This window comes from Archangium primigenium (genome assembly GCF_016904885.1).
Taxonomy (GTDB): Bacteria; Myxococcota; Myxococcia; order Myxococcales; family Myxococcaceae; genus Cystobacter; species Cystobacter primigenius.
Map to the genome: position 1 here is coordinate 4,420,287 of NZ_JADWYI010000001.1, position 19,976 is coordinate 4,440,262.

General features: G+C 70.2%; 17 protein-coding genes. 11 read left to right on the forward strand and 6 right to left on the reverse strand.

Annotation, left to right across the window (positions count from 1 at the left end):
• Positions 1-299: 299 nt before the first annotated feature.
• The 3 genes from I3V78_RS18405 to I3V78_RS18415 all read left to right on the forward strand — a co-directional run bounded on the left by I3V78_RS18405 (position 300) and on the right by I3V78_RS18415 (position 5,721).
• Positions 300-3,041: a serine/threonine-protein kinase gene (locus tag I3V78_RS18405; RefSeq protein ID WP_204489773.1), complete on the forward strand. Its 2,742-nt coding sequence runs from the start codon at positions 300-302 to the stop codon at positions 3,039-3,041.
• 95 nt (positions 3,042-3,136) lie between these two features.
• Entirely contained in the window at positions 3,137-4,510 is a 1,374-nt protein-coding gene (locus I3V78_RS18410; RefSeq protein WP_204489774.1) for a KamA family radical SAM protein, read from the forward strand.
• Positions 4,507-5,721, forward strand: a complete 1,215-nt coding sequence (locus I3V78_RS18415) for a KamA family radical SAM protein (protein ID WP_204489775.1) — start codon at positions 4,507-4,509, stop codon at positions 5,719-5,721. Before I3V78_RS18410 ends, I3V78_RS18415 begins: the two co-directional genes overlap by 4 nt.
• Before the next feature lie 10 nt (positions 5,722-5,731).
• Here I3V78_RS18415 and I3V78_RS18420 read toward each other — a convergent pair whose 3' ends face one another.
• From I3V78_RS18420 to I3V78_RS18430, 3 genes are read right to left on the reverse strand one after another with little or no spacing between them, the layout of a single operon-like run.
• Complete coding sequence (locus I3V78_RS18420; RefSeq protein ID WP_204489776.1) at positions 5,732-6,289, reverse strand: hypothetical protein; 558 nt, start codon at positions 6,287-6,289, stop codon at positions 5,732-5,734.
• 56 nt (positions 6,290-6,345) lie between these two features.
• Positions 6,346-6,762, reverse strand: a complete 417-nt coding sequence (locus I3V78_RS18425) for a PEGA domain-containing protein (RefSeq protein ID WP_204489777.1) — start codon at positions 6,760-6,762, stop codon at positions 6,346-6,348.
• Positions 6,759-8,243, reverse strand: a complete 1,485-nt coding sequence (locus I3V78_RS18430) for a GspE/PulE family protein (RefSeq protein WP_239576478.1) — start codon at positions 8,241-8,243, stop codon at positions 6,759-6,761. Before I3V78_RS18430 ends, I3V78_RS18425 begins: the two co-directional genes overlap by 4 nt.
• 134 nt (positions 8,244-8,377) lie before the next feature.
• Between I3V78_RS18430 and I3V78_RS18435 the strand changes: the two genes are divergently transcribed.
• Positions 8,378-9,541, forward strand: a complete 1,164-nt coding sequence (locus I3V78_RS18435) for an MFS transporter (protein ID WP_204496697.1) — start codon at positions 8,378-8,380, stop codon at positions 9,539-9,541.
• 1 nt (position 9,542) lies between these two features.
• Here the strand turns inward: I3V78_RS18435 and I3V78_RS18440 are convergent, their stop codons facing one another.
• Both I3V78_RS18440 and I3V78_RS18445 read right to left on the reverse strand, forming a co-directional pair.
• On the reverse strand, positions 9,543-10,058 hold the full coding sequence (locus I3V78_RS18440; RefSeq protein WP_204489778.1) for a hypothetical protein: 516 nt from the start codon (positions 10,056-10,058) through the stop codon (positions 9,543-9,545).
• Positions 10,059-10,174: 116 nt separating this feature from the next.
• On the reverse strand, positions 10,175-10,714 hold the full coding sequence (locus I3V78_RS18445; protein ID WP_204489779.1) for a hypothetical protein: 540 nt from the start codon (positions 10,712-10,714) through the stop codon (positions 10,175-10,177).
• Between the two features lie 70 nt (positions 10,715-10,784).
• On the opposite strand from I3V78_RS18445, the gene I3V78_RS18450 reads away from it, so the two are divergent.
• From I3V78_RS18450 to recJ, 7 genes are all read left to right on the forward strand, one after another.
• On the forward strand, positions 10,785-11,891 hold the full coding sequence (locus I3V78_RS18450; protein WP_204489780.1) for a SpoIID/LytB domain-containing protein: 1,107 nt from the start codon (positions 10,785-10,787) through the stop codon (positions 11,889-11,891).
• 64 nt (positions 11,892-11,955) lie between these two features.
• Positions 11,956-13,041 carry a tRNA preQ1(34) S-adenosylmethionine ribosyltransferase-isomerase QueA gene (gene queA, locus I3V78_RS18455; RefSeq protein WP_204489781.1) on the forward strand — a complete coding sequence of 362 codons (1,086 nt, stop codon included), beginning with the start codon at positions 11,956-11,958 and terminating at the stop codon, positions 13,039-13,041.
• Positions 13,042-13,053: 12 nt separating this feature from the next.
• Positions 13,054-14,238 carry a tRNA guanosine(34) transglycosylase Tgt gene (gene tgt / locus I3V78_RS18460; protein WP_204489782.1) on the forward strand — a complete coding sequence of 395 codons (1,185 nt, stop codon included), beginning with the start codon at positions 13,054-13,056 and terminating at the stop codon, positions 14,236-14,238.
• A 208-nt stretch (positions 14,239-14,446) separates the two neighbouring features.
• On the forward strand, positions 14,447-14,800 hold the full coding sequence (gene yajC, locus I3V78_RS18465) for a preprotein translocase subunit YajC (RefSeq protein WP_204489783.1): 354 nt from the start codon (positions 14,447-14,449) through the stop codon (positions 14,798-14,800).
• Complete coding sequence (secD, locus tag I3V78_RS18470) at positions 14,800-16,569, forward strand: protein translocase subunit SecD (protein ID WP_204489784.1); 1,770 nt, start codon at positions 14,800-14,802, stop codon at positions 16,567-16,569. Before yajC ends, secD begins: the two co-directional genes overlap by 1 nt.
• 24 nt (positions 16,570-16,593) lie before the next feature.
• On the forward strand, positions 16,594-17,760 hold the full coding sequence (gene secF / locus I3V78_RS18475) for a protein translocase subunit SecF (RefSeq protein ID WP_204489785.1): 1,167 nt from the start codon (positions 16,594-16,596) through the stop codon (positions 17,758-17,760).
• A 249-nt stretch (positions 17,761-18,009) separates the two neighbouring features.
• Positions 18,010-19,725: a single-stranded-DNA-specific exonuclease RecJ gene (gene recJ / locus I3V78_RS18480; RefSeq protein ID WP_204489786.1), complete on the forward strand. Its 1,716-nt coding sequence runs from the start codon at positions 18,010-18,012 to the stop codon at positions 19,723-19,725.
• Between the two features lie 6 nt (positions 19,726-19,731).
• Here the strand turns inward: recJ and I3V78_RS18485 are convergent, their stop codons facing one another.
• On the reverse strand, positions 19,732-19,953 hold the full coding sequence (locus I3V78_RS18485; RefSeq protein WP_204489787.1) for a YHS domain-containing protein: 222 nt from the start codon (positions 19,951-19,953) through the stop codon (positions 19,732-19,734).
• Positions 19,954-19,976 lie beyond the last annotated feature (23 nt).

The following is a 19,976-nucleotide window of genomic DNA, read 5'->3' on the forward strand; positions in this document are numbered from 1 at the left end:
CCACTTCACCGTGGACGCTCGGGGCCTTCTCCTTTTGCGGACTCAAGCGCCTTCCGCGTTGGACGCCCGGCGAGTGCACTTGGTCTCGCCACGTGTCTGCGACGAAGCACATCTTCATTTTCGTGCCCGCTTGAGCGCGAATGGAGCCCAAGTGGCTGGAACTCTTAGGGAATCGGGGCAAGGGGCCGTTTGACTCCCCATTCGCGCTCCGTCTAAAGTTCCGTCCTCGTCCGGTCTTCCACCTACCGTTTTCCCTCCAGCGGCACCGTGGCCATCCCGGGCGCGGGCGATCCCACGCAATGAAGAAGCCGACCCTATTTGGGAAGTACCTCCTCCTCGAGCGCATCAACGTTGGCGGCATGGCGGAGGTCTTCACGGCCAAGGCCTTCGGCGTCGAGGGGTTCGAGCGGATCCTCGCCATCAAGAAGATCCTTCCGACGATGGCGGAGGACGACGAGTTCATCACGATGTTCATTGATGAAGCGCGGATCAGCGTGCAGCTGAACCATGCCAACATCGTGCACATCCACGAACTGGGGAAGCACGAGGACACCTACTTCATCGCCATGGAGTACGTGCCGGGCCGAGATCTGCGCACGCTCCTGGAGCGCTACCGCCGGCGCAAGGAGATCATGCCCACGGCGCAAGCGGTGTTTCTCGCCTCGAAGATCTGCGAGGGCCTCGACTACGCGCACCGCAAGAAGGATGCACGCGGACAAGACCTGAACATCATCCACCGCGACATCTCGCCCCAGAACATCCTCATCTCGTACGAGGGCGAGGTGAAGATCATCGACTTTGGTATCGCCAAGGCGGCGAACCGGTCGCAGAAGACGCAAGCCGGCATCCTCAAGGGGAAGTTCGGGTACATGAGCCCGGAGCAGGTCCGGGGCTTGCCCATCGATCGCCGCAGCGATGTCTTCGCGGTGGGCGTCATCCTCTACGAAATGCTCACAGGCGAGCGGCTGTTCGTCGGTGAATCCGACTTCTCCACGCTGGAGAAGGTCCGCAATGCCGACGTGCCCACTCCGCGGCAGTTCAATCCGAACATTCCGACGGGGCTCGAGCGGGTGCTGATGAAGGCCCTCTCTGGCGATGCGGACACGCGGTATCAGTGGTCCTCGGACCTGCAGGAGGACCTGATGCGGTTCCTCCTGGCGGGCGATGCCATCTACTCCTCCAAGCACCTCTCCAGCTACATGAAGGAGGCCTTCGCCGAGGACATCCTCCGGGAAGCCGAGAAGATGGAGCGCTACGCGTCCGTCGAGCGGCCGGATACCATCGAGACCTCCGGGGTCACCGGCGACATGATGCGCGCGCCGCGCCGCAATCAGTCCGTCCTCGCGATGCCCGCGGCCTCTCGCTCGGCGGCTCCCGCCCCGGCTCCCGCGCCGCGCGCCAGCTACGTGCCTCCGCCCACCGAGGAGGAGCTCGCGGAGATGGACGGGGCAGGGGACAAGACGCAGATCGTCGACTCGACGAATGGACTGCTGGCCGGACCGCCCTCCGAGCCGTCTTCCAGCGTGTTGGTCGATGACAGTCTGACGGGCGAAACCGATTACGCCGCCGCCAGCTCCGCTCAGCCCTCCCGCGCCCGTGGCGGCGTCAAATCCCGGGTGGTCATCGGCGATGAGGGCGAGAACGCCGGCGGCGCCACGGTCATCGGACCCGTGCCCTCGGCGCCTTCGGACTACGAGAGCCCGATGGCTTCGGCGGACTCCACCCGGGTCGGGCATGCGGTGTCCAACGCGACCATGGTGAGACCCGCGCTCGACGATGAGCCGGACGACCGGTCCGAGCACGAGGATCAGCAGGCCTACGCGGACGACGCGGAGGACGGATACGGCGACCAGGGCTTCGAGTCCGAGGAGGATCCTCAGGAAGAAGAGGCCACGGGGCCCATCCTGCTCAACCAGGAGCCAGCGCCCGCGCCCGAGAAGCCGGCCGCAGCGCGCGCCAAGGCAGCTCGTACGGAGAGCGTTCCGCGCAAGAAGCCCTCTCCCAAGGTCATCGCGGCCGCAGCGGGGGCCGCGGTGCTGCTGGTCTCCGTCGTGGGCTTCCTCCTGTTCTCCGGTCCCGGCACGGGCGAGGTGATGATCTCCGTGCAGCCCTCCCGCGGCGCCGATGTGCGCATCGACGGGATGCTCAAGGCCCCGAACGAAGTCATCCAACTTACCGAGGGCACGCACTCCGTGTCCGTGAGCGCTCCGGGCCATGTGACCCGGCAGCAGGAGATCCGCATCACCAAGGGACAGTCCCCGCAGGTCGTCTCCGTCGTCCTGGAAGAGACCCCGGCGGGTGGCACGGCGTCTCCGCCTCCGGTCGCGGCCGCGCCCTCGGACACGGGCACCTCGACCGGAACGGGGACAGGGACGGGCACGACGCCCGCACCCGAGCCCGAAAAACCCACGCCCGCCCCCACCGCCGTGGCGACCGGCGAGCCGCGCACCGCGCCCCCCGTGGAGCCGTCCGCCGTCGAGCCGCCCAAGCCGACCCTGTTCTCCGCCGTGTTCGTTGGCACGCCAGGCGCCGAGATCGCCGTGGATGGCAAGAGCGCCGGCAAGACGCCCGAGGCCAAGCTGGCCAACCTCACCATCGGCAAGACCTACGAGTTCAAGGCCACTCGGGTGGGCTACAAGAGCTACTCGGGGCAGTTCCGCTCCGATGGCGCCGAGCAGGTCCGGGTCCCGTTCGAGCTCGAGAAGGAAGCACCGCCCCCCGCGCCCGTGCCCACGCCGGCCCCGGATCGGGCCCCTGTCGCCAAGGTCGTGCCGGCCCCCAAGCCGCCGCCCGCTCCCAAGGTGGCCGTGTCCAACGCCAAGGGCAAGCTCGCCTGCAGCTCCCGTCCCAACGGGGCGCAAATCTGGGTGGATGGCAAGTACTCGGGCCGGGAAACCCCCGCGGCCCTCGGCAACGCGCTCGTCCTCCCCGTGGGCAACCACTCGATCGTCTTCAAGCTCGATGGCAAGCAGAGCAAGCCCCAGACCGTGAAGATCACCGATGGGGGACTCGAGAAGCTCATCAACGTGCCGATCGAATAATGCCTCGTGGATTGCCCTCTTCACGTCATTAGGTAAAGAGGGTGTCCCCACCGGAAAAAGCGTTCCCGACCCCTGCTTCCGGTAAGGAAACCGCCATGACGACGATGCCCCCTCGCGGGAAAGCGGCCTCCGTTGGTCCCGCGCAGCAACCCTTCTCCTATCCCCTCCGCCGTGAGTTCGTGGGGCCCGACTGGCGCCGCCTGCCGGGCTACAAGGACGTGACCCAGGCCGAGTGGGAGAGCTCGGTCTGGCAGCGCAAACACACCGTCAAGAACTTCAAGGAGCTCCAGGCCGCCCTGGGCCCCCTGCTGCCAGAAGATCTCCTGGCCAGCATGGAGCGCGATCAGCGCGAACGGGCCACCATGTCCATCCTCGTGCCGCCGCAGATGCTCAACACGATGGACGAGGCGGACCTGTGGAACGACCCCGTCCGGCGCTACATGCTGCCCGCCTTCGACGACCGGCACACCGAATGGCCCGACCACCCCAAGGCCAGCCGGGACAGCCTCCATGAGGCCGAGATGTGGGCCGTCGAGGGACTGACGCACCGCTATCCCACCAAGGTGCTGGCGGAGATGCTCCCCACCTGTCCCCAGTACTGCGGCCACTGCACGCGCATGGACCTGGTGGGCAACGACGTGCCCCAGGTCCAGAAGCACCGCTTCCACCTGGGCCAGAAGGACCGCTACGAGCAGATGCTCGACTACCTGCGTCGCACGCCCACCGTGCGCGACGTGGTCGTCAGCGGGGGCGATATCGCCAACCTGCCCATCCAGGCGCTCGAGCCCTTCATCAGCGCGCTGCTCGACATCCCGAACATCCGGGACATCCGGCTGGCGAGCAAGGGGCTCATGGCCATCCCCCAGCACTTCCTCCAGGACTCCGTGCTGCAGGGACTGGAGCGGCTCGCCAAGAAGGCCAACGAGCGCGGGGTGGACCTGGCCCTCCATACCCACGTCAACAACGCCCGGCAGCTCACCCCCTTGGTGGGCAAGGCCGTGCGCAAGCTGCTCGACATGGGCTTCCGCGACGTGCGCAACCAGGGCGTGCTCCTGCGCGGCATCAACGGCACCCCCAAGGACCTGCTCGAGCTGTGCTTCACCCTGCTCGATCACGCGAAGATCCTGCCGTACTACTTCTACATGTGCGACATGATCCCCAACTCGGAGCACTGGCGCATGAGCGTGGCCGAGGCGCAGCAGCTCCAGCACGACATCATGGGCTACATGCCCGGCTTCGCCACGCCGCGCATCGTGTGTGACGTGCCGTTCGTGGGCAAGCGCTGGGTCCACCAGGTGGCGGAGTACGATCGCGAGCGCGGCATCTCCTACTGGACCAAGAACTACCGCACCGGCATCGAAGCCGGCGACGAGCAGGCGCTCTCGCGCAAGTACGAGTACTTCGATCCCATCTACACGCTGCCCGAGTCGGGCCAGCAGTGGTGGCGTGACCAGGCCCGAGCGGCATGACTCCCTTTGATGCACCGCCCTCCAAGGGCGCTTCCGCGCGGCCCGCCTCCCAGGCGGGCCGCGCGGCCCTCTTCCCCTCCGCCACCGACGCGGAGTGGAACGACTGGCGCTGGCAGCAGCGCCATGCCGTGCGCAACCTCGCCCAGTTGGAGAAGTACATCCCCCTCACGCCCGACGAGCGCGCCGGCGTGCAGGAGACCTCCTCCCTGTTCCGCGTGGGCATCAGCCCCTACTACCTGTCCCTCATCGATCGGGACCATCCGCTCTGTCCCGTGCGCATGCAGTCCATTCCCGTGCGCGCCGAGGCCCGGGTGCGGCCCGGTGAGCTCGCGGACCCGCTCGGCGAGGACAAGACCCGGCCCGAGGAGGCCATCGTCCACAAGTACCCGGACCGGGTGCTCTTCCTCGCGCTCGACACGTGCTCCGTCTACTGTCGGCACTGCACCCGGCGCCGCATCACCAAGGGCGGTGAGGCGGAGCTCACCAAGGAGCAGATGCGGCGCGGCCTCGACTACGTCCGCGCCCATCCCGAGGTGCGTGACGTGCTCATCTCCGGCGGCGATCCCTTCCTGCTGACCGAGCAGCGCCTGGAGGAGTTGCTCGCGCCCCTGTACGACATCCCCCACGTGGAGATGGTCCGCATCGGGACGCGCGTGCCCGTGTGCCTGCCCATGCGCGTCACGGACTCGCTGGCCCGGCTGCTGCGCCGCTACGCGCCCGTCTACGTCATCACCCACTTCAACCACCCCAAGGAAATCACCCCCGAGGCGCGCGAGGCCTGTGAGCGGCTCGTGGACCATGGCGTCCCCGTGGAGAACCAGGCCGTGCTCATGCGGCGCCTCAACTCGGACGCGCGCATCATCCAGGAGCTGTCCCATGCGCTGCTGCGCATGCGCGTGCGCCCCTACTACCTGCACCAGATGGACGTCGCCGAGGGCTGTGAGCACCTGCGCACGCCCATCGCCCAGGGCGTGGAGATCCTCCGGCAGATGAGGGGCCACACCTCGGGGCTCGCCATTCCCCACCTCGCCGTGGATCTCCCCGGCGGCGGCGGCAAGGTGACGCTCCAGCCGGACTACGTGGTGGAGCGGGGCGCCCAGGAGACCGTGTTTCGCAACTACAAGGGCGAGCGCTACGTCTACCCCGAGCCCGAGGAGACGGACTGCTCCTGCCCCTACGACGCGGTGTGGCGCGAGCGCCGCTGGGGCTAGGGCCTCCGCGTCACGACTTGTCGAGGGGCATGTTCGGGTCGAGCTGCCCCCGCTCCATCTGCTCGATGGGGGTGCCCGCCTCCTCCTCCTGTGACACTGGGATGTCGCCCATGTCGCCCTCGGGCGTGGCCTCGGCCGGAGCGGCGGCGGCACCTTCCGCGGGCGCCATCTCCTCGCGAATCTCCACGGGGATGATCTCCTCGGACGCGGGCCGCGGGGCCGCCGCCGCCTTCTGCTGGGCCTCCAGTTGCTTCTGCGCGGCCGCCACCGCCTCGTTCTGCTTGGGGCCCATCCGCGCGGTCTGCCGCGCGTAGTCCTTGTCCGACACCCCGTGCCGCTCCATCACCGCCTGGCGCGCGGCCTGCTGCTCCTCGATCACCTGCCGGCGCTCGGCGTTGCTCATCTCCGAGGGCTTCTTGCCTCCGTGGGCCGCGTCGATCTTCTTGAGCGCCGCCTTCTCGTCGAGCTGGATGCGCGCGATCTCCTCGGGCGACAGGTTCTGGGCGGACACGGCGAGGGGCGTGGCGAGCCAGGCCGAGCACATCAGGACGGACAGACGGCGGAACATGGGAAGACTCCTGGAGGGACGGCCCCATCGTAGAGGAGGTCCGTCCCGGACGGGAATCATCGCTTCCCGGCACGCGCGCCGGCCGCCTTGTGCAGCCGCGCCTTCAGCGTGACGAGGGCGTCGCGGGGGCAGGGAGTCTCATGCGTCGTCTTCTCGAAGCCGCGCAGCGTGAACTCCAGGCGCACGGCCCCGCCCGGCACGCAGTCCAGGCCCACCGTCACGGGCGTCTCCCCCTGGTCCACCCCGTTCACCCGGACGGAGGCGCCCGAGGGGCTCGACTCCAACGACAGCAGGGCCCCCTGGAACGCGGTGCGTGACTCCTGGACGGGCGTGTCGTCCTCGGCCTCCAGGGACGCCGTCCGCGCTTCCCCCTGGGTCACCCGCAGGACGAAGAGTCCGGCGGCCACCACCGCGCACACCGCGGAGGCCAGCCGCAGCACCGCCGGGGCGCCCTGACTCGTGGGGGGGCTCATCCGACCACCCGCAGCACTTCGCGCAGGGTCGTGGCCCCCTCGTGGACCCGCGCCAGTCCCGCGCCGAGCAAGGGCACCATGCCTTCCCTCACCGCCACGTCCTGGGTCTGGGACGTGGGCAGCTTGCCGTTGATGCAGTCGCGGATGGCGGGGGTCACCGTCAGCACCTCGTAGAGCGCCGTGCGCCCCAGGAAGCCCGAGCCCGCGCACTGGGGGCAGCCCGTGGAGCCATGGAACGGACCCGTCGTGGGCAGTCCCGCCGACTGCAAGCGCAACAGCTCCTCGTGCTCGGGCTGGAAGGGGATGCGGCAGTGGGGACACAGCGAGCGCACCAGCCGCTGCGAGACGCTGGCCACCGAGGCCGAGGCCAGCAGGAAGGGCTCCACGCCCATCTCGATGAGCCGGTTGAACACGCCCGCCGCCGAGTTCGCGTGCACCGTGGTGAGCAGCAGGTGGCCGCTGAGCCCCGCTTGGATGGCGGTGCGCGCCGTCTCCGCGTCGCGAATCTCCCCCACCATGATGACGTTGGGATCCTGGCGCAGCACCGAGCGCAGGCCCTGGGCGAAGGTGAAGCCCTGCTCGGTGTTCACCTGGGTCTGGGAGAACAGGGGCACGTCGTATTCGATCGGATCCTCGATGGTGGCGATCCGGGTCATGTCACCGCGCGTCTGCTTGATGTGCCCGAGCGAGGCGTACAGGGTCGTCGTCTTGCCGCTGCCCGTGGCGCCCGCCACGAAGATGACGCCCTGAGGCCGGGCGAGCACACCCTGGAAGGGCGCGAGCAACTCCGGGGAGATGCCCAGGGAGGACAGTTGGGGCAGCCGCACGCTGCTGCGCGCGATGCGCAGCGCCGAGGACTCTCCGTGATTGGTGGGCAGCAGGGACACCCGGATGTCCGCGGGCCCCTCGGGCGTCTGGATGGCGAAGTGGCCGTCCTGCGGCCGGTCCGTGCGAAAGAGCACGACCCGGGAGAGGACCTTGATGCGGTTGATGAGGCGGGGATGGTGCTCGCGCGGCAGCATCATCACCTCCTCGAGCACGCCGTGGACACGAAAGGCGATGCGGGTGCCCGACTCCAGCGGATGGACGTGCACGTCGCTGGCGCCCACCCGGATGGCGCCATCGAGCAGGGTGTCCAGGAAGGCGATCATGTCCGGCTCGGCGCGCATCACGTAGCGGCGCAGCACCAGGGTCATCTCCGCGAGCAATTGCCGCACGGCCACCGCGACGTTCGCGTCCACCACTTCCAGGGGCGACAGCCCGGGCCGAGGCTCGCGAGGGGGCTCGGCGCGCGAGGGACGGGAGGCGGCGAGCGCCGCGCCCACCCAGAGCACCAGCGCCCCGCCTCCCCACCCGAGCACCCCCGGGGTCATCACGTGCCCGGCCAACCACCGCGCTGTCTCCAGGGCTGGCGCCGGGTGGGTCGCCAGCCCCCAGCCCACGCCGCCCAGCAGCAGCAGCAGGCTCAGGGACCAAGCCATCCGGGCGAGCGTTCGCATCATTCTGTCAGGCTAGCAGCACGGCCTGTCCGCATCCAATGCACAGAGGAGGGCGAGGTGTTACAGGCCCGCGCGTGGACTCCTCCTCGCGTTTGCGTCCCGTGCTCGTCTGGATCATGGCCATCTCGGGCGGGCTCGCGGTCGCCAATCTCTACTACCACCAGCCCCTGCTCGGGGACATGGGCCGTACGTTCCAGGCCTCGGATCACGCCGTGGGCCTGGTGCCCACCGTTTCCCAGGTGGGCTACGCCCTGGGCCTGCTGCTCATCGTGCCCCTCGGCGACAGCCTCGAGCGGCGGCGGACCATCGTGGTCATGTGCTGTCTGGTGTGTCTGGCGTTGCTGGGCGTGGCGCTGGCTCCGAGCCTGCCCTGGTTGGTGGCCACCAGCGCGCTGGTGGGCGTGACGACCGTGGTGCCCCAGTTGCTCGTGCCGTTCGCCGCCCACCTCGCGCCGCCCGAGGCGCGAGGCCGGGTGGTGGGCCTGGTCATGAGCGGCCTGCTCATCGGCATCCTCTTGTCGCGCACCGCCGCGGGCTTCCTCGGCGTGCGTTTTGGCTGGCGCGCCGTGTTCTGGATCGCCGCGGGCCTGATGGCCGGGCTCGCCGTCGTGTTGCGGCTCACGCTGCCCCGACAGTCCGCGCCGTCCCCGCTCCCCTATGGCGCCTTGCTCCGCTCGTTGATGCCCCTGGTGCGCGAGGAGCCCGTGCTCCGCCTGCACTCCCTGATGGGCGCGCTCTCCTTCGCGTCCTTCAGCGCGTTCTGGACCACCCTGGTGCTCCACCTGCACACGCTGCCTCAGCAGTATGGCGCGCGGACCGCCGGGCTGTTCGGCGTGGTGGGCGTGGTGGGCGCCATCGCCGCGCCCCTGGTGGGCCGCTATTCGGATCGGGGCTCGGACCCAAGCGGGGCTCGGCGCATCAACGCCGTGTCGCTCGGGCTCGTGGTGCTCGCCTTCGCCGTGTTCGCGCTGGCCGGGTGGGGCCTCTGGGGTCTGGCCGCGGGGGTCATCCTGCTGGACCTGGGCGCCCAGGCCAACCACATCGCCAACCAGACGCGCGTCTATGCCCTGCGTCCCGAGGCGCGCAACCGCATCAACACCGTCTACATGGTGACGTACTTCGTGGGCGGCGCGCTCGGGGCCTGGCTCGGCAGCCTCGGCTGGAGCCACGCCGGGTGGCTCGGGGTGTGTGCCGTGGGCGCCGGGCTGCCCCTGCTCGGGCTCGCCGTGTTGCTGGGACACCGGGGCCCGGGCGCGTCCTCCGCCCGAGCCCCGTCCTGACTCAGCGGCCCAGGCCCTGATCCGCGCCGGGATCCGTGTTGCGGTGGCTCGAGTCGTTGCCCTCGGTCGTCCCCGAGGCGGGCTCGCGCGTGCTGTGGTCGCCCTGGATGTCCGCGCCATTCATGGGGGTGTCCTGACCGCCCATGCCGGCGGAATCACCCCCGCCGCCCTTGCCCCCCAGGCTCGTGCCCTGCTGGCCTCCTGGGACGCCCCGGCTGTCGCCCGCGCCGCCCGTGCCGGAGTCCGAGCCCAGCGGCGACGTGTCCTGGCTCATGCCCGAGCCGCCCGTTCCCGTCCCCAGCGACGAGTCCTTCTCCCGGGTGTCCTGGCCCAGGGTGTCCTGGGTCCCCGTGTCCCGCGGCACCGAGTGGACGTCACCCGAGCCCATCCCCGAGCCTCCCGTCCCCTGGTTCATGGCCGGATCGTTGGGGGCCACGGATTGGTTCGGCTTGCAGCCGGTGCCCAGAAGCAGCGCCGCCGTCATCACCCCGAGGCACAAACCCTTGATGTTGCGCATGATCCCTCTCCTCCCGCGTTCGTGGTGTCGACTTCCCCCGAAAGCTGGAGACCCTCGGCGCGGATGACATGGGCCGCCAGGACAAGCCCGTCGGCTCGCATGCCGACGGCACGGCCTCATCGTTCCCGGGGGAGGGGTGTCGGGACGCGCGCGGGAGGCTCCTCGGGGCGGTTGAGGTACAGGTAGGCCGTGAGGGCGAGCAGGGCGAGGATGGCCAGGCGGCGCAGCAGATCCTCGCGCTTGCTCGCGGGAGACGCCTCCTCGGCGCGTTCGGCGGCCTGGAGCGCCGCGGCCAGTTCCGGTCCCAGGGCCCTCAGCCGCTCGCAGAGGGCCCCGGTGGCCCGCAAGGCCGTGGGCGCGCTGGCCGACGCCTCGTCGAGCGACCCGGCGAGCGCCTGGGCCCACAGGGTCTCCTCCGCGTCCGTTTCGGGTTCCCGGACGGGCAGGGCCAGGGCGCGGGAGAGCGCCAGCGCGGCGCGCAGCAGGTGGATGTCGAAGACCTCGGGCCGGATGCCGTAGAAGGCGGCGCACTCGGCGCGAGGGCGGCCCTGGGCGAGCCGCATCAGGAGCAGGGCGGCGGCGCGGGGTGGCAGCGCGCGCAGCACGGGGGTGACCTCGGCGGTCGACAGGCGGGCGGCGTCGGGGGGAGGGGACACGGGACGGGCATTCTCCGTCATCCGGCGGCTGATTTCTTGAGCCGTGATCGCCCCCCCCTACACTGGCGCCATGTTGCGTCCTGTTGCGCTCCTCTTGCTGCTGCTCGCGCCGCTCTCCGCCTCCGCCGTGGAGACCATGCGCATCGCCATGGGTGACGCCCAGGGCGAGGTCCGGGTGAGTGGCCAGGGGTTGGCGTTCGGCTCGGATACCGAGGACGCGCGCTTCTCGGCGCTCGGGCAGGACGCGGTCGTGGTCAAGCGTCGGGGCGCGAAGCTGGAGCTCAATGGCGCGCCCGTCATCGGCGCCGCGGTGCGCTTTCGCGCCGGGCCGGACATGGAGGACGCCGGGGTGCCGGGCTCCGCGCCGCTGCGCGCGGGGGACATGCAGGTGCGCGGGGACGTGGTGGTGCGCCTGTACAAGGACGGCCTGCAGCTCATCAACGTCATCCCCCTGGAGGACTACCTCGCCGCGGTGCTGGGCGGGGAGATGCCCGTCTCCTTTCCCCCCGAGGCCCTCAAGGCCCAGGCGGTGGCGGCGCGCACCTACGCCCTGCAGAAGAAGCTGGAGGCCTACGGGGCGCCCTTCTACGTGGGCAGCAGCGTGCTCCACCAGGTGTACGGCGGCGTCAACCGCGAGGACGCCCGCACCCGCGTGGCCGTGGAGGCCACGCGCGGGGAGGTGCTCACCTACGACCTGGCCCCCATCGAGGCCTACTTCCACGCCTCGTGCGGCGGGCGGACCGAGACGGGGTGGGACGCGCTGCAGCGGGACCTGCCCTACCTGCAGGCCGTGGACTGCCCGTGTGGCCGCCTTCCCGCGAGCCGCTGGAGCGCCACCGTGTCCGAGGCCGAGCTGCGCGCGGCCCTGGGCCAGTCCTCGGAGGGCTTCCGCGTCACGTCGCGCACCGCCACCCACCGCGTCAACCGCGTCGCGGCGGCGGGGGGGGCCTCGGTGGACGGCGTGACGCTGCGCCGCAAGCTCGGCTACACCAAGCTCAAGAGCCTGGACTTCGACGCCGAGCGCGCGGGCGGCGTCTGGCGCTTCACCGGCCGGGGCTACGGCCACGGCGCCGGCCTGTGCCAGTGGGGCGCCAAGGCGCTGGCGGACCAGGGCCGCACCTACCGCGACATCCTCCAGCACTACTACCCGGGCACCGAGCTGCAGCAGCTCTACTGAGCCCCGCGCCCCGACACACACGGGTTCCGTCGGGGCGTCCGGGCTGTTACAAGCGCCTCCGCCCGTGTCTTCCCAGCTCTCCGACTACGACTTCGCGCTTCCCGAGGCCCAGATCGCCCAGGCGCCGCTCGCGGCCCGCGACGCCTCGCGCCTCATGGTGGTGAGCCGCGCCTCGGGCGCCTCGTCCCACCGCCAGTTCTCCGACCTGCCCGGCCTGTTGCGCGAGGGGGACTTGCTCGTCGTCAACGACGCGCGGGTCATCCCCGCCCGGCTCCTGGGCACCAAGACGGGCACGGGGGGCCGGGTGGAACTGCTCGTGGTGCGGCCCGCGGCCTCCACGCTCACGTCCCAGGCGCTCGGCGGCGCCCCCGAGGCCCTGGACTGGATCTGCCTGGGTCAGGCCTCCAAGGGCCTCAAGCCGGGCGCGCGGGTGTCCTTTCCGGGCGGCCTGGACGCCGAGGTGCTCGAGGCGCTCGGGGGCGGGGAGTACCGGGTGCGCTTCCTGGCGGCGCCGGGCGCGTCGCTCGCGGCGATGCTCGACCAGGCGGGCCGGCTGCCCCTGCCGCCCTACATCACCCGGGCCCCCGAGGCCGCCGACGCCGAGCGCTACCAGACGGTGTACGCGCGGGCGTCCGGCGCGGTGGCGGCCCCCACCGCGGGCCTGCACTTCACGGACGCCCTCTTCCAGGCGCTCGCGGCCCGGGGCATCTCGCGCGTGGAGGTGACGCTGGACGTGGGGCCCGGCACCTTCCTGCCCGTGCGCGAGGAGAATCTGGACAAGCACCACATGCACCCGGAGCGCTACACGGTGCCCGAGGCCACGGCGCGCGCCGTCAACGCCGCCAGGGCCGAGGGCCGCCGGGTGGTGGCGGTGGGCACGACGGTGGTGCGCACGCTCGAGTCGGCGTGGGACGCCCAGGCCGGGGCCCTGCGCGAGGGGCCCGGGGAGACGGACATCTTCATCCGCCCGGGCTTCGACTTCCGGGCGGTGGACGTGCTGCTCACCAACTTCCACCTGCCGCGCTCGACGCTGGTGGTGCTGGTGAGCGCGCTGCTCGGGCGCGAGCGCACCCTGGCGGCCTACCGGGAGGCGGTCGCCGCCGGCTACCGGTTCTTCTCGTACGGCGATGCGATGCTGGTGACGGAGTAGGGAGAGGACACCATGGGACAGCCGCGCGGGGAAAAGGGAGACACCCGGGTCCAACCGGGCCTGGTGCGCTACGAGCTCTTGCACGAGGACGCCTCGGGCACACGCGCGCGCCGGGGCCGCCTGCACACACCCCACGGCCCGGTGGAGACGCCCATCTTCATGCCCGTGGGCACGGTGGGCAGCGTCAAGGCCGTGGGGCCGGATGACTTGCTCACGCTCGACGCGCAGATCATCCTCGGCAACACCTACCACCTGATGCTCCGGCCGGGAGACGACCTGGTGGGGGAGATGGGCGGCCTGCACCGCTTCGTGTCCTGGGACCGGCCCATGCTCACCGACAGCGGCGGCTTCCAGGTGTTCAGCCTGTCGGAGAAGCGGAAGATCACCGAGGAGGGCGCCGCCTTCCAGTCCCACCTGGACGGGCGCAAGCTCCTGCTCACGCCCGAGCGCTCCATCGAGATCCAGGAGACGCTCGGCGCGGACATCATCATGGCCTTCGACGAGTGCCCGCCGTCCACCGAGAGCCGGGCCTACCTGGAGCAGTCCCTGGCGCGCACCACGCGCTGGCTGCACCGGTGCGTGAAGGCCTGGAGCCGCGAGCGCTCCTCGCTCTTCGGCATCGTCCAGGGCGGACTGGATCCCCAGCTGCGCAAGGCGCACGCCGAGGAGGTGTGCGCGGTGGACCTGCCCGGCTACGCGCTCGGGGGCTACGCGGTGGGGGAGACGCCCGAGGCCATGTACGAGGGCGTCGCCTACTCGGCGCCGCTCTTGCCCCGGGACAAGCCGCGCTACCTCATGGGGGTGGGCACGCCCGTGGACCTCATCACCTGCGTGGAGCAGGGGGTGGACATGTTCGACTGCGTGCTGCCCACGCGCTGCGCGCGCAACGGCCTGCTCTTCACCACCGAGGGCAAGCTCGTCATCCGCAACGCCACCTGGGCCAAGGATCCCCGGCCGGTGGACCCGGCGTGCACCTGCTACACCTGCCGCACGTTCAGCCGCGCCTACCTGCGCCACCTCTTCGTGGCGGGGGAGATCCTCGCCATGCGGCTCAACACCCTGCACAACCTGCACTACTTCCTCACCCTGATGAAGCAGGTGCGCGAGGCCATCGCCGAGGACCGCTTCGCCTCCTTCGCCCGGGACTTCCGCGAGAAGGCGCGGGCCCAGGAAGCCGAGCGCACGCGGTCGAAGTAGGCCCCAAGCCGGGGAAAAACGGGGGGTTGGAGGGGGACCGGGCGGGTATGACGCGGCACGGAATGGTCCCGGCGGCACGTCGTTCCTTGCTCGGGGTGTGGGGCTGCTGCTAAGAGGCCCCGCTTTCCGGCTCTTCTGTTGTCCACTGGAGGAAGTGGGCAGCGCCCTGGATGGAGCCCTCCATTTTCATCGAGCGACGAGGCGGTTCGTGGCTGACAGCTATCTAGTCCTGGCGCAGGCAACGGGTGGACCCGGCGGCGTGTGGAACATCGCGTTCTTCATCGGCCTGTTCGCCATCATGTACTTCATGATGATCCGCCCGCAGCAGAAGCAGCTCAAAACGCACCGCGAGCTCATCTCCAGCCTGAAGAAGGGGGATGAGGTCGTCACGCAGGGTGGACTCATCGGGCGCATCCAGGTGGTGGCCGAGCGTGAAGTGACGCTCGAGGTCTCCACGGGCACGCGCATCCGGGTTCTCAAGACGTCGGTGGCGGGACGGTACGCGGCGGGGGGCGAGAGCGCCCCGGCCGCCAAGATCGAAGACAAGAAGGAGGAGAAGTAATGGATCGCGGCTGGTACTGGAGGCTGGGCCTGGTGGTCGGCGTGACGCTGTTGACCATCTGGTTCCTCATTCCCTCCTATTATTCGCTGTTCCATGTCGAGCGCAGCCAGCGCAACAACCTGGCGGCGATCGACGCGGCCATGCCTCGCTGGGCCCCCCCGGCCAAGTACCGCATCAACCTGGGGCTGGACCTGCAGGGTGGCATCCACATGGTGATGCGGGTGGACACCAAGACGGCCCTCGAGAAGCGCACCGAGCGCCGCGGGGACCAGATCGCCCGCTACGTCAACGAGAAGCAGCTGGGCCAGGTGTCCGTGAGCACGGACCCGGACCGCCTCCAGGTGACGCTGACGGCGCAGGATCCGGCCACCATGGACGCCATCGAGAAGGAGGTCCTCTCCAACAACCAGGACTTCTCCAAGGTGTCGCGCGACGGCGGCAAGCTGACCATCGCCCTGGCCGACTCCCAGACCACGCGCTTCCGTGAGGAGGCGGTGGACCAGGCGATGCTCGTCATCCGCAAGCGCATCGACAAGTGGGGCGTGGCCGAGGTGGACGTGCGCAAGCTGGGCTCGGACGCCATCCAGATCTCCCTGCCGGGCCGCAACAACCCGGAGCAGGCCAAGGAGCTCGTGGGCACCACCGCCCAGCTCGAGTTCCACATGGTGGACGACACCACGGACTTCTTCCGTCAGACCTACCAGAACACGCCGCCCCCCGAGGGCAGCAACATCACCCTGACGACCGCCGAGGGCTTCCCCCAGCTGGAGGGCGCCAACCGCGAGGCGCTGCTCGGCTACGTGAAGGGCAAGGTCCCCCAGGACCGCGTGGTGCTGCTCGAGTGCATCGCGAGCGCCACGCGCCGGGGCGTGTGTGACAGCTACCGCACCTACCTGGTGGAGAAGGAAGCGCCGCTCACGGGCGAGAGCCTGACGGGCGCGGACGCCTCGCTCAGCCAGCTCAACGAGCCCGAGGTGAACATCAGCTTCGACGCCAACGGGGCGCGCCAGTTCGAGCTGCTCACCGAGAAGGGCGTGGGCCGGCGCATGGCGATCGTGCTGGACGACTACGTGCAGTCCGCGCCGCGCATCAACGAGCGCATCGGCGGCGGCCGCGCGCGCATCACCATGGGCCGCTCGGGGGGCCGTCCCCTGGAGCAGTGGCTGGCGGACGCGCAGACGCTCGCGCTCGCGCTCAAGGCCGGCGCGCTGCCCGCGCCCGTCACCACCGGTGAGATCCGCCAGGTGGGCGCCTCGCTGGGTGACGAGCTCATCCGCAAGGGCGGCCTGGCCGCGGCGGTGGGCGTGCTCTGCGTGGTCGTCTTCATGGTGGTCTACTACCGCTCCGCGGGCCTCATCGCGGACGTGGCGCTCCTGCTCAACGGCCTGCTCATCCTCGGGGGTCTGGCGTTCTTCAACGCCACGCTCACGCTGCCGGGCATCGCCGGGTTCGTGCTCACGCTGGGCATCGCGGTGGATGCCAACGTGCTCATCAACGAGCGCATCCGAGAGGAGCTGTCCCACGGCAAGTCGGCCCGGGTCGCGGTGGACCAGGGCTACGATCGCGCCTTCTGGACCATCTTCGACGCCCACGTCACCGCGCTCATCGCCGGCTTCATCCTGTTCTTCACGGGAACCGGTCCGGTGCGCGGCTTCGCCACCACGCTCATCATCGGCCTGCTGGCGTCGCTCTTCACGTCCATCCTGGTGACGCGCGTCATCATGACCTACTTCGTCCACGGCAAGAACGCTCAGACGGTGTCCGTCTAGGCCACACCTCGAGGCACAGCCGCCATGCAGATCCTCAAGAACAAGACGAACATCGACTTCATCGGCAAGCGCAAGCCGGCGTTCTTCATCTCCACGGTCATCAACCTGCTCATCCTGGTGGGCATCGCCGTCTTCGGCTTCAACCTGGGCGTGGACTTCGCCGGTGGCACCGTGGTGGAGGTGCAGTTCAACCACCCGGTGAGCGCCGCGGACGTGCGCCAGCGCGTGGAGTCCTCCGGCCAGCTGCACGACGTGTCCGTGCAGAGCATCGGCTCGTCGAGCGAGAACTCCTTCCTGGTGCGCCTGGGCGGTGTGACCCAGCTGACCCAGGAGAGCGCCGAGAAGGCCCGCGAGGCCCTCGTGAAGCTCGGTCAGGTGGAGCCGGAGTCCATCCGCGCCGACCTGCCCAACGGCATGATCCGCGTGCGCGCCAAGCAGCCGCTCGTGCCCGCGCAGATCCAGAAGGCCGTGGTGGACACGGGCACCGGCGTGGACGAGGTGCGCGACCTGGGCCAGACCCAGGCCGGTGACTACGAGTACCAGGTGGTGGCCAGCGGCATGGCCGACCGCATCCGCGCCGCGCTGATGCACGGCGTGCAGAACCCCGAGTCGCCGGACTTCGAGATGCGCCGCACCGAGTACGTGGGTCCCCAGGTGGGCAAGCAGCTGCGCAACCGCGGCTTCCAGGCGCTGCTCTTCTCCATGCTCGCCATCCTCATCTACGTGGCCTTCCGCTTCGACTTCAAGTTCGGCCCCGGCGCGCTGCTCTCCATGGTCCACGACGTGATCATGGTGGCCGGCTTCTACCTGGTCACCCGCGCCGAGTTCAGCCTCACGTCCATCGCCGCGCTGCTCACGGTGGTGGGCTACTCGGTCAACGACACCATCGTGATCTACGACCGCATCCGCGAGGACATGGTGAAGTACCCCAACCGTGCCCTGCCGGAGGTCATCAACATCGCGATCAACGACACCCTGGTGCGCACCATCCTCACCTCGGGCGTGACGTCGCTGTCGCTCGTGGGTCTGATGATCTTCGGCGTGGGGGAGATCCGCGACTTCGCCTGGGCCATGTTCGTGGGCATCCTCGTGGGCACCTACTCCTCGGTGTACATCGCGAGCCCGCTCACCATCTGGCTCGACGAGCGCTCGGCCCACAAGAAGCCCATCGAGCAGCCCAAGACGGCTTGAGCCCACCGGGCGCTCCCGTGGTTCCCCGAGGCCCCTGGTGCTCCGTGAGACTCACGGGCCCGGGGGCCTCGGGCGTTGAAGCGCAACCGCCGCGTGTCTGGGGCATCCCATGCACGCGCCCGCCTCGCCTCCGCGGTGAGGGGGCAGGGGGGCGAGCCGCACGTCGAACTCGCCTCGACAGACTTCCCAGGTAGACTGGTGGGGTGGATGCGCGGGGATGACCCACCGCCCCCAAGGAGAGGCGAGAACGTGCGTTGGTTGATGCCCGAGGTGCACCCGGAGCCCGCCGCCCTGCTCGCCGCCGAGCTGGGGTTGCATCCCCTCTCTGCCCGGGTGCTCGCCCACCGGGGCCTGCGCACCCCCGAGGCCGCCTCCGCCTTCCTGTCCGACCGGCTGGCCGACCTGCCCGACCCCTACCGGATGAAGGGCATGGGCGCCGCCGTGGACCGGCTCACGCGGGCCCTGCGCGAGAAGGAGCGCATCACCCTCTACGGCGACTACGACGTGGACGGGGTGTGCTCCACGTCACTCCTGGCCCTGTTCCTGCGTGAGCTGGGCGTGCGGCCCGCCACCTACATCCCCCACCGGCTCGGCGAGGGGTATGGGCTCAACCTCCAGGCGGTGGAGAAGATCGCCGCGGACGGCACCCGGGTGCTGGTGACGCTCGACTGCGGCGTCACCTCCGTGGCGGAGATCGCCCGGGCGCGGGACCTGGGCCTGGACGTGGTGGTGGTGGATCACCACACGGTGCCCCCCACGCTGCCTCCGGCCGTGGCGGTGCTCAACCCCCACCAGCCCGGCTGTGAGTACCCCACCAAGCACCTGTGCGCCGCGGGCGTGGCCTTCAACCTCTGCATGGGCCTGCGCAAGCGGCTGCGCGACGACGGCTGGTTCGCCACCCGCAAGGAGCCCAACCTCAAGGCGCTGATGGACCTGGTGGCCATGGCCACCGTGGCGGACGTGGTGCCGCTCACCGGCGCCAACCGCATCCTCGTGCACCACGGCCTGCAGGAGCTGAGCGCGGGCCGCCGCCCCGGGGTGCGCGCCCTCAAGGAAGTGGCCGGCCTGGACGCCGACAGCCCCGTCACCGCCGGGCAGGTGGGCTACCGCCTGGGGCCCCGCATCAACGCCGCGGGCCGACTGCATGACGCCTCGCTCGGGCTGCAGCTGTTGTGCTCGGACACCGTGGACGCCGCCCGGCCGCTCGCCCAGATGTTGGATCGCGCCAACGCCGAGCGGCAGGGCCTGGAGAGCAGCATCCTCACCGAGGCCCTGGCCCAGGCGGAGGAGATCGCCGAGCGGGGCGCCCGCGGCTTCGTGCTCTACGCGGACGGCTGGCACCCGGGCGTCATCGGCATCGTCGCCTCGCGGGTGGTGGAGCGCTTCCACCGGCCCACCGTCATGGTCGGCGTGAAGGATGGGGTGGGCAAGGGCTCGGCGCGCAGCATCGAGGCCTTCCACCTGTACGACGCCCTGAGCGGCTGCGCGGACCTCTTCGTGCGTTTTGGTGGCCACAAGCACGCCGCGGGCCTCACCGTGGAGGCGCCCCAGCTGCCCGCCTTCCGCGAGGCCTTCGAGCGCATCGCCCTGCAACGGCTGACGCCGGAAGATTTGATTCCCCGCTGCAAGGTGGACGCGGTGGTGGGGGTGTCGGATCTGGACGAGCGCGCGGTGGAGGCCCTGCAGCGGCTCGGTCCTTTTGGCCAGGGCAACCCCGAGCCCGTGCTGGTGCTGCGCCGACAGGTGGCGCGCCCCCGCGTGCTGCCGCACAAGACGGGAGGCTCGGGCCACCTCAAGCTCGCCCTGGTGGATGCGCCCAGCGTGGACGCCATCGGCTTTGGCATGGCGGACCGCCTGGCCCTCACCGAGGGGCCCGTGGACCTCGCCTTCCAGGCCAGCTTCGATACCTTCCGCGGTCAGCGCCGCCTGTCACTCAAGCTCAAGGACCTGCGCATCGCGGCGTGAGTCCCGTCAGGCGATGCCCCAGCGCACCCGGCCCGGCGTGAGCAGGGCCCCGGCGCGCGCCAGGTCGTTCATCCGGAAGCGCTCCGCCTGACGCTCGAAAGCCGTGCGGCACCGCTCGGAACAGAAGAAGTACCGCCGCTTCTTGTACTCCGTGGACGGTCGGCCCTCCGGGGCCTCCAGGTTCTTGCCGCACACCGGATCCAACTGCTTCTTCTGCACGCCCGTCATCTCCCGCCTCCCACCGCGCCAGT